The 10161-nt window shown below is 54.8% G+C and carries 7 protein-coding genes and 1 pseudogene; 1 reads left to right on the top strand and 7 read right to left on the bottom strand.

The window, feature by feature from the left end:
• Positions 1-93 precede the first annotated feature (93 nt).
• On the bottom strand, positions 94-1035 hold the full coding sequence (locus tag P8N76_28740; protein ID MDG2385690.1) for a hypothetical protein: 942 nt from the start codon (positions 1033-1035) through the stop codon (positions 94-96).
• Between the two features lie 47 nt (positions 1036-1082).
• Complete coding sequence (locus tag P8N76_28735) at positions 1083-1430, bottom strand: lamin tail domain-containing protein (protein MDG2385689.1); 348 nt, start codon at positions 1428-1430, stop codon at positions 1083-1085.
• 470 nt (positions 1431-1900) lie between these two features.
• Between P8N76_28735 and P8N76_28730 the strand changes: the two genes are divergently transcribed.
• Positions 1901-2320, top strand: a complete 420-nt coding sequence (locus P8N76_28730) for a hypothetical protein (GenBank protein MDG2385688.1) — start codon at positions 1901-1903, stop codon at positions 2318-2320.
• A gap of 445 nt (positions 2321-2765) precedes the next feature.
• Here P8N76_28730 and P8N76_28725 read toward each other — a convergent pair whose 3' ends face one another.
• The 5 genes and pseudogenes from P8N76_28725 to P8N76_28705 form a co-directional block, all read right to left on the bottom strand.
• Positions 2766-5057, bottom strand: a complete 2292-nt coding sequence (locus P8N76_28725; GenBank protein MDG2385687.1) for a molybdopterin-dependent oxidoreductase — start codon at positions 5055-5057, stop codon at positions 2766-2768.
• 13 nt (positions 5058-5070) lie between these two features.
• Positions 5071-5319, bottom strand: coding sequence for a 2Fe-2S iron-sulfur cluster-binding protein (locus P8N76_28720; GenBank protein MDG2385686.1), 249 nt, complete (start codon positions 5317-5319; stop codon positions 5071-5073).
• Positions 5305-5484: pseudogene (locus P8N76_28715) on the bottom strand (2Fe-2S iron-sulfur cluster-binding protein). The gene P8N76_28720 and the pseudogene P8N76_28715 overlap by 15 nt, the downstream one beginning before the upstream one ends.
• Positions 5485-6066: 582 nt before the next feature.
• Positions 6067-7611, bottom strand: coding sequence for a sulfatase (locus tag P8N76_28710; GenBank protein ID MDG2385685.1), 1545 nt, complete (start codon positions 7609-7611; stop codon positions 6067-6069).
• A 1027-nt stretch (positions 7612-8638) separates the two neighbouring features.
• Positions 8639-10138 carry a sulfatase gene (locus P8N76_28705; protein ID MDG2385684.1) on the bottom strand — a complete coding sequence of 500 codons (1500 nt, stop codon included), beginning with the start codon at positions 10136-10138 and terminating at the stop codon, positions 8639-8641.
• Positions 10139-10161 lie beyond the last annotated feature (23 nt).

Below are 10161 nucleotides of genomic sequence, written 5' to 3'. Positions count from 1 at the left end.
CGGTGTCAGCACGGTGTCAGCACGGTGTCAGCACGGTGTCAGCACGGTGTCAGCACGGTGTCAGCACGGTGTCAGCACGGTGTCAGCACGGTGTCAGCACGGTGTCAGCACGGTGTCATCTGGCAAAGGGACGCGATGTTGATCTGTCGATCCCGTCGTGACAACGTATTGGTTGAACGTAACAGGCTCGGTTCCGGTGTTGACGATTTCGACCCAAAAGTCATCCGCGCTCGACGCGGCAATTTCGCTAAGGGCAAGCGACACGTGATCCTTGGTAGGAATGGGCGTTTGACCGATAATCGCGGGAGAAACCCAGAAATCAGCATCGGTCAAACGGCGATTAAGGCCGTGAATGGCCAGTACATTCTGCCCCACGACGAGAACGTCGCGAAACTCGGTAATATCAAAACTTTCCTGCACCAGTGCATCAACGGTCCGGCGTTGCCTTGTAGCGGTCGAAGACCAGGTGAGCGGATCCTCATTTCCGGCCCGGCCCGGCGCATTGCTGTGAGCGACTTCGACGCCGTTAATGGAGGCGACGAATCCGTCGTCGTATCTTATGCGCAGCTGGACCGAGGAATCGTCGGCAAGAGCGCTGGTCATCTCAAAGGGTACACGGACGTAGGAAGACGCATTGACTTTGAACATGGGCATCGGTTCCTGCCCATCCGGTGGCTCGTTCAAATCCAATTCAAGGGCATCGGCAAGCGTCGTTCGATTATCAAATCCTACAGCAGAGAGGCCTTGAAGCCAGCTGGAGTCATCAAAGTTTGCGGCGATCCAAGCCAAACCCAGACTATCGTCGGTGGGAACGGTAGCTGTGGTTGAAACAGCTTCGGGCATCAGAATCGTGCGCACGAATGACCCCGGTTCGACCTTGTTGATTTCCCCTGGAGTTCCTCCCAACTGGGCGCTGAATGTCCAGTTGCCCGCGAGATGGCTGGCCGTTGTCAGCTCTGCCTTCGCCAGGCTGACGCCACTTCCATCGGGAGCGTGGGGCCAATCACCCCGGTCGCCGTACGAAACCTCATTCATCAGCCGATTTCCGTTGTTGAACAGTCGCCGTGTTTCTCCGCTGTTACTCAAACGACCACGCAGGGACCTTCGGCTGGTACGCCAGTGGCCGCAGAAAAAGCGGTTGGGCTGGCGGCGATCACAATCTGCCCACGACCCGGTACGATGGTGCCATCCCGAAACGTGTAATCCACTCCACCGTCGAGCCGCCACTCGGATATGTCCATGTCCGCTCGCAACTGATTCTGAAGTTCAATCCATTCCAGATTCTCAGTTGCGCCCGGCGGCGGATGGTACATGATCTCGCTGAATACCACCGTGCTGTCCAAGACGCGGCGTGCTTCCAGTATCTCGAATAAGCGAGTTTGATTCTGTCCACGTAAGGTGCGCGCGAGTCGTTTAACGCAACCAAACATCAATTCAAATCTCTTTCGTCATTTGGTGTCTCAAACAACCGTCATTGTTGTCAAACCGAACGGCTGCTGTGCCGCATTATCCTATCAATCCCTCGCTGCTAAACACAATTTAATCTTGAAAACTCGCATATTCGTGCGACACTTTTTTGGGCGCTACAATTTGCAACTAACTGATCCTCAAGTTACGGCAAGCTCGCAAAACATGAAGCTCCATCGCCCGGATTCTCAGCGAAGTTTGTGCTGTTTCCCCTTGGAAAAGATTCTCGACCCGAACGACCCCTTGGTAATTTTGGCGTCGCGAATCGACGATCTTGTCAACGCATGCTATTCGGACGAAGTCCGTCCGGACTGCACTACGCGACTGATGATCGGGCTGCTTTATCTGAAGCATGTCTTCCATGAGAGCGATGAGTCGGTCGTAGCGAGGTGGATTGAAAATCCCTATGCAATCCTTTTGCGGATTTGCCGAGATGCAACACGCATGCCCAATCGATCCTTCCAGTCTCAGTCGGTGGCGAAAACCCTTGCGGGCTGACCGTCTGGAAAAGATGCTAGAAGTCACGCTCCAAGTTGCAATGAAGTCCGGCGAGCTCAAGCCTTTGCAACTCACGTGCGTGAATGTCGACACCACGGTCCAAGAGAAAGCGATCGCGTCGGGCCAAAAAAATCGGACAGGCATTAAACGCTGCGAAAAGGGGACTTTCAAGCCTTTGTCAACGATGCATCTCAGCCGAGCTGACGCGCATGCCGACGTCGGCAATGTTTCCGTGATCGTTCTCACCGGCTCGGCGACAAGCCTTGTTCGCTCACAGGATTGGCCGCGCAGCTTTTTATTTCGCAGCACACCAATGATCGTCTCGGATTTACCCACGCTACCGAGACGCCGATGAAATTTGTCCTGCAACCGTGGCATCGGTTTCTGCCAATCGTTGCCGGTTGGGTTAATCGAGAGCAATAACAGAAAATCGAATGCCTAGAAACACAACTATGGGTCAGGAAAGTGCAATTCGGCAACAAGCGAATCCTGCAGATCGATGACCAGCGCAGAAGAATAGCTGTGAAAGGCAAGGGGCTCGGACGCAACCAGCTCTTGCAAATCGGAAACTTGTTCACACCCGGCACAATCCTAAGGTGGCATCGTCAACTCGTTGGAAAAAATGGAACTACTCGGATCGCAAAGAGAAGAAACCGAGTCGGCCAAGGACCTGACAAGTGATCGTTGATCTGACCGTGAAGTTCGCGCAAGAGACTCCGACGTGGGGCTCTGCACGAACTGACCATAATCGTCACGCCCGATGCGATTCTGCAATGCAGAGTGTCGGCTGGACGCTACCACTAAGCCCAAGACAAGTCATTGTCCGCCAGCGGCAGATCTCGAACTCGTTTTCCAGTCGCGATGAAAATCGCATTGCATAGCGCCGGAGCACACGACGGAACACCCGTTTCGCCTACACCCGCTGGGGCGGCAGTACTAGGAACGATGTCCACGATGATCTCTCGGGGCGCGTCAGACATTGTCATCATTTGATAGCCGTCGAAATTGGTTTCGTTGGCGCGACCGTTTTTAAAACTGATCTTTCCATACTTGGCTTGCGTACAGGCCATAATGGCGGCTCCTTCGATTTGCGCACGAACGCGGTCGGGACTGACGATCGTGCCCGCGTCCAAGGCTACCCAAATCTTGGGAATTTTGACCGTGCCTTGCTTGGTAACTTCCACTTCCACGACATGGCCCGTGTAGCCAAGGAAAGATCGACAACAGGCGATGCCAAGCCCGCGCCCTTTAGGCATCGATTTAGCTCGTTGTTGCCATTGTGCGCCCGTGGCTGCGCGAGTGAGCACATTCTTTAATCGGCCAATGTCATAGGGATGCTCTTCAGCCGACGCACCGCGATTGCCCAGCTTTGCGTTTTTCATGTCGAAGAGACGATCGTTTCCAAGCAACGACATCAAGAACTCGAGCGGGTCTCGGCCAGCAGCATGCGCCAACTCATCAGCAAATGATCCAACGGCGAAGTTCTGCTGGATATGGCAAACAGATCGAAGCCAACCGATGCGGGTGTGAGCCTTAGACTTCCTCGTTTCCAAACTGATATTCGGCAGATCAAAGGGCAAATCGGTATGTCCCATCTCAGCTTCCCAAGTGGCCGGGCCTTCGGCAGCTTCGCTAAACGTGGAGCCAATCGAAGGATAGCTGGCCCGCTGAATCCAACCGGTCGGCATTCCCTTGTCGTCTACCGACGCTTCGCAATGTATGGCTGAGATTGAGTGGAAGTAGTCGTGTGCAAGATCGTCCTCGCGTGTCCAAGTGACGTGAACGGGGCGTTTCATCTGCTTGGATAGCATTGCCGCTTCGACGCAGTAGTCCGGCTTACTTTTTCGACCGAACCCGGCACCCAGCAGCGTAACGTTGACCAAAACATCTTCGTTGGGCATTCCCATCGCTGGTCCAACAGCTTGCTGGACTGCCTGTGGATTTTGCGTCGCACACAGCACGTGACAGGAAGTCACTTTGCCCACAGCGTCGGTCTTTACGTCCGCCACCGCACATGGCGTTTCCATCGGAGCGTGGGCCAAGTGCGGCACCGAGTAGTCGGCTTTTATGACTTTCTTGCCGGAAGTGACTTCAGCGTTGGCATCGCCTACGGAGCGGAGAACTTCTCCAGGCTTGCTCACTGTTGCCTTCAGTTCTTTCGCAAATACATCGGTATCGTAGTCGGCATTGGCGCCCAAATCCCAATCAATCTCGAGTGCATCGCGCCCTTGCCACGCCGCCCAAGTACTATTGGCGAGCACAGCGATACCACCAAGTGGCTGGAACAACGGGGCTCCCTTAAAGGCGGGAATCTCGACTGCGTCCACAACACCCGGGATTTTCTTGGCAGCCGCAGCGTCGAATGACTTCACTTTACCGCCGACGACCGGCGATCGCGCCACGACGGCGAACAGCTGATTCTCCATGCGAGCATCGATACCGTAGATAGCCTTCCCCGTGAGAATGTCGTTCATGTCCGTGATGGGCGCATCTTTCCCGATATATCGCCACTTACTTCGCGGTTTCAGTACCAGCTCATCCTCTTTCGGTACTTCCAACGTTTTGGCAATCTCGACCAATTCACCGTAGCCTAGTTTCTTGTCGGTGCCCTTCTGCTTGACTTCATGATTGTCCGCGTAGCATTGGTCTACTGCGACGCCCCATTTCTTTGCTGCTGCGCGTTCGAGCATGGTGCGCGCAGTAGCCCCAGCAACACGCATACGCGTGAAGAAAAAGCGGATGCTGTTAGAGCCATCCGTGTTTTGATCGCCAAGACGTTTGTCGCCGATAGCTTGTTGGATCACCACGCGATCCCAATCCGCCTCAAGTTCATCTGCAATTACACGAGGCAATCCAGTACGGATGCCTGTGCCCATCTCGGATCGGTGGGCAAGGCAGGTAACCGTGTCGTCCGGTGCAATCGAGACGAAAAAGTCCGGAGCAAACGTTTCGACATCCGTTTTACTGGCGTCTGCGAGTCCCGCTTGCCCCCAAGCAGTCTTGCCCATCAAGATCAGGGAGCCAGCAGAAACGGACGCGAGGAATCCACGACGAGTGACGCCGGAATCTTTAGGTTGTGATACAACACTCATGATTGTTTCCTTTTCAACCTCGCATCGCTTTCGCGGCGGATTTGATCGCTTCGCGGATACGTGGGTAGGTTCCACATCGACAGATATTCCACATTTCAGATTCGATGTCGTCGTCCGACGGGTCGTTGTTCGACTTGAGCATCGCCGCGGCCATCATCATCTGGCCGACTTGGCAGTAACCACATTGAGGAACGTTGTGATCCTTCCAAGCTTTTTGGACGGGATGGTCACCATCCTGCGAAAGCCCCTCAATCGTGACCACTTTCGAGCCCGCGACGTCGCCGACTTCGGTAACACAGGCCTGCATTGCCTCACCGTCAACATGAACGGTGCAGACGCCGCATGCTGAAATTCCACAGCCATACTTGGTTCCAGTGAGCCCCAAAGTATCGCGGAGCACCCACAAAAGCGGAGTGTCGTCCGGTACACCGTCTAACTCGTGGTCTTTTCAGTTGACATTTATTTTTGCCATATCGATGTCCCCTTCGTTCGGTCGGGCAGTTGATCGACCGCAATTATACGTTCATTTCGCTGCCTTGAGGATATGTTTTTACCACACTAAACGATTATTCCCCAGGCGTATCCAAGTCAGAAAAATAGATCGCGGCGGGAAAAAAGACCTCCGCTGCGGATGACGATCCACAATATGATTCACGCTCAAAGTAAGGCATTGGGTTGTGTGAGCCTGGTGAACGCGGGGTGGTCTAAATCATAGCAAGGCTCGCTCTACCGACCACGTTACATCGACTTGCGCCGCCTCGGCCTGCGGTACGTCCTCAGAGTCGATGAGAAACATCGAGCCGTCCTTTACCAAGGCTTGATAGAGGTTTTGACATGATCTGAATGAACTGAGGATTCTCGTCGAGGTAAGCGTTGTCGTAGCTCTGCAGGTCGTCTGAACTTATCGCGGAATTTTCCCGGTGTGAGCTACCGGCATAAGACCACATCGTGGAAGCTTGCCGCCAAGTCGACATCTGTCCGTCACCCACAAAGATTTCTGCGGTGATGCTCAGCGCGAGCCACCGGACGCATTGATGATCGCTTGCACTTTGGGGTAGTTGCGATCCGTTTCGCCAAGCGCCCTGCGCGTCTCCCAGAGCTCGCGCTGGAGCTTCGCCACCACGTCAGCGTAATCAGGATTTCTGAATTGATTGCGCATCTCTTGCGGATCGGTTTGCAGATCGTACAACTCCCAGGCGACGGGGGTCTGGCCACCACCCGACGGAGTGCAACCGTAGAAAAAGATGAGTTTGTAGCGTTCGGTGCGAAGCCCAAAATGTGCGGGCACACGAAGGTTGTGAGCCATGTGCATCCAATAGCGGTAGTAGGTCGCGGTTCGCCAATCCGTTGGCTGCGATTCGCCTTCTAAGGCCGCAACAAAACTGCGGCCCCTCATCTTTGCCGGCGCTGCGACGCCTGCAAGCGCCAAGATGGTCGGCGCAAAATCTGTGTTGTTGATCAGCCAATCGTTTTTGGAACGCGCTGCGACGACGGACGGGTAGTGGACGATGAAAGGCATCCGCATGGCTTCTTCGTAGATCCAGCGTTTGTCCATTAAGTCGTGTTCGCCGAGAAAGAAGCCCTGGTCGCCCGTGTAGATGATGACCGTATTGTCGAGTTCCCCGGCTCTGCGCAAGAAATCGACCAGGCGTTTGACGTTGTCGTCAACTCCCTTGACGCAGCGCAAGTAGCGTTTGAGATACGCTTGATGCACAGCTGTCGCGTACTCTGGGTTTTTGAGACTCTGATCGACGCCCAGTTTGCGGCCGAGCTGCCAACTCTCATGCCCCTTGGCCAACCCGGAACCGAACCAGCGGCTCGCGGCGGATCCAAACCCGTCGCACGGTTGATTGTGCAAGTTGTCGGGCTCAGGAATTTCGGCGTCCGCGAGATACTCATCATAGCGCCGCGCATTCTGAAACATGTCGTGAGGCGCTTTGAAATGGTGCATTAGGAAAAAGGGACGTTCGCGATCCCAGCCATGCTTCAACCACTCCAAGCTGATGTCGGTGATCGCATCGCTCGAGTGTTGGCCTTCCTTGAGAATCGTGTTGCGTGGCCAGGGTCGATCGCCTCGAACGCGGAACGTCGGATTAAAGTACTTCCCCTGGCCCGGCAAAACGCAGTAATAGTCGAACGCCGCCGGCTCGCGTTTGAGATGCCACTTGCCGATCATCGCCGTGTGGTAACCGGCCTGGCCCATTTCAATCGGTAGGTACTGTCGCTCGGGCGGAATGTTACCGGTCAAGTCAAGGACGCCGTTCGCCTGTGAATACTGCCCCGTAATGATGCTCGCACGACTCGGAGTACAGATCGAGTTATTGCAGAAGACTCGCTCGAACCTCATGCCGCCATTCGCGAGCGCATCGATGTTCGGCGTCGGGTCCAAGGCGGCCAAACGACCGCCGTACGCTCCAATAGCCTGTGTCGTGTGGTCGTCGGACATGATGAACAACACGTTTGGTTTTGCTGCCAGCGTCCTGGCGAACGAGAGAGTTAATACGGTGAACAGCACAACAGAAGTGCACCGGCAGATGGGGCGAAGAGTATTCATTCGGTCCATCATATCATCAGCAAACGAGCGCCGTACGCACAAACCACGGCATGCCGACCCCGGAAGTCGCGCGCTAACGAGGCTCCTTCCTTCATTACCCGAAAAACGGTCGAATTAGGCTCCCAGCCTGACAACTCAGCACGCAGAAGGAATAGAAGGCGAATATCGCTCGCGCAGTGGAAACTGGACCCGTGAACCGAGAACTCATTCAATGCGTTGATCACGCGCGGGAACGCAGGATGGACCACGAGACGATCCGACACGTGCTGTCGTCGGCTGAATGGACGCCGAGAGTCGTCGCGGAGGTCATCTGCTCCTGTGATCTCGAAATTCCGATCGCACAGTCCGAGTGAACGATCTCGCCGAGATCGGCTTACACGTAACAGTCATCGGCGGTCGTGAATCAACCGATCTGGTGAATGGGTCGGCGAAGCACCTCGTGTCCTATCGATTTGACCTGCAAGAATGCGAATTACGTCTCCGGTGACAAACGACCACAAAAGGTGCAAGGATATGCAATCGATGGGGACGATATCGTCTGCGTATCCGATGAGAGCATGTCCACATCGGCCACCTGACTCCATTCTAAATTGGCCGGATTGATTGCGCACAGCGATTTCGCAATCAGGGAAAGCGGGTGACCTTGATTCCCTTTTATGACATCGTTCTGGACACCGCGCTCGCAACCGATCGCGATGCGGCCGACGGCGTACGGATGCTTTAACACTGCCGCCTTGCGTACTGCGGAAACACCGAAGGGATTTTAACTTGGCAGCGCTTTACATGACAGTAGATTTGAGGAATTGTCCCTTTTCATCGTCTGAAATCGCTCGAATGCTGACTGCCGTCGTGTTGCTGCGCTGCTGATATTTATCGCAAAATCCCGCGACAGGTCGAACCCTTGCTCCTGCTCGACGGACGAATTCAGATTTCTGTTTCTCTTCCTGACGTCTCTTCCTGACGAAGACGTTGCCAAACCCCGTTCAATGACGGCACTGTTCGCTTGTTGCCGATCGTAGGCTTAGGCTCAATTCCCGGTTTCACCTGGAGCTGAAACGGATCCCAACAGGTCCACCGGACGACCTTTCAACGCGCCTGATTTCGCTTGATCAGGCGACCATCGTGCCCGCGCGGCATCGGGGTCGACGTAGATTTTCTGCTTGACCGTATCAAACGGAATGTGCTCGTCACGAAACTTCACCATCCACTTCTTCGTAAGTGCGTGCATCTCGCCGCGTACTTTGCGGTGGGCGGGAGACGTGAACAGATTCTTTAGTTCATGTGGATCCTGTTGTCGATCGTAGAGAACGTTGACCCCTCGGGTCGCGCCGGGCGGTTCGAAGGCGTAGGTGTAGCGATGCGTGTAGACACCGCGCCAGTCACTCTTTTCACCCCAGAAAAAGAGAGGAACGGAGTCCGTACTTTGGTCTTTCCCTTCTTTCAGAGCCTCGGCATAGTTGCGGCCCTGGCAGGTTTTGGGTGACTGGAGGCCCAGCAGTCCCAGGAGTGTGGGCATCAGATCCAGCGTGCCCACGAGCATGTCGCTGACGCGCGGCGACAGCTTGTCTGGCCAGCGTAGAATCAGCGGGACACGGGTAGCGACGTGTTCGGGAACGCTTTTGTGCCAGTCATGAATGCCGTGCGATCGCAGCAGGTCTCCGTGATCCGAGGTATAGACCACTAACGTGTTGTCGCGAATTCCCTTCTCGTCGAGCTTCTTCAACAGACGGCCGAAGTTTTGGTCGATGTTCGTGGACATTGCCATGTAACCGAGATATTCGGTGCGGCTTCGCGGTGTGTCCGCGCAGCTTGGTCGGAGCTTGATTTCCGCGAGGTCGTACAATTTCTCGTACTCGGCGGGGGCGGCATATCCGTCGACATGGCCGTGTGGCGGATGCCAGGAAACAAACAGCGCGAAAGGTTGATCCTGCCCAGCATGGCGATCGACGAAGTCGAGCGCCTGGTCGGTTTGCCCATCGGGCTCCCACTTGCCGAACTTCACACGGTTTCCGTGTTCATCCCAGTAAAAGGCGGACTTGGCTCCAAAATCAACGGTACAGTTGTTCGATAAAAACTCGTGATCAAAACCATAACGGAACGGTCCCTGGGGAATGGGGCGATCTCGCAATCCGCCGTAAAGATGCCATTTTCCGATGTAGCCCAGGCGATAGCCGCCGTCTCGAAGCACTTCTCCGAGATGATTACCTTTGCCCGGAAGCAGTTGCATGTCGTTCGCCAAGCAGCCGTTGTACAAAGGATGTTGCCCGCTCATCAACATTCCCCGGTACGGCGTGCAGCAGGAATAGGAAGAAATACAGTGGCGAAAGCGGACGCCCTCAGCTGCCATCTGGTCGATGTTCGGCGTGATGATCTGATCGTTGCCATAACAACCGACCATATCGGAGGCCTGCTGATCGCTGAACACAAAAACGAGATTTGGATGTCTCGATATTTTGTCGGTTTCGCCAGCCGTTGCCGTCACGCCCAGCCCCAATAAATAGATAATCTTTAGGATTAAGCAACCCATGTTTTTATCCATCACTTCGTCAT

It is taken from the genome of Pirellulaceae bacterium (genome assembly GCA_029243025.1).
Taxonomy (GTDB): domain Bacteria; phylum Planctomycetota; class Planctomycetia; order Pirellulales; family Pirellulaceae.
The sequence above is the reverse complement of the archived record's forward strand: the minus strand, read 5'-3'. Positions and strand labels throughout refer to the sequence as shown.

What these genes read in the sequence shown, in the direction of transcription:
- P8N76_28740 (MDG2385690.1), bottom strand. Translation starts at nt 1,035, where the DNA reads ATGAATGAGGTTTCGTACGGCGACCGGGGTGATTGGCCCCACGCTCCC.
- P8N76_28730 (MDG2385688.1), top strand. Translation starts at nt 1,901, where the DNA reads ATGCAACACGCATGCCCAATCGATCCTTCCAGTCTCAGTCGGTGGCGA.
- P8N76_28705 (MDG2385684.1), bottom strand. Translation starts at nt 10,138, where the DNA reads ATGGGTTGCTTAATCCTAAAGATTATCTATTTATTGGGGCTGGGCGTG.
- P8N76_28710 (MDG2385685.1), bottom strand. Translation starts at nt 7,611, where the DNA reads ATGAATACTCTTCGCCCCATCTGCCGGTGCACTTCTGTTGTGCTGTTC.
- P8N76_28735 (MDG2385689.1), bottom strand. Translation starts at nt 1,430, where the DNA reads ATGTTTGGTTGCGTTAAACGACTCGCGCGCACCTTACGTGGACAGAAT.
- P8N76_28725 (MDG2385687.1), bottom strand. Translation starts at nt 5,057, where the DNA reads ATGAGTGTTGTATCACAACCTAAAGATTCCGGCGTCACTCGTCGTGGA.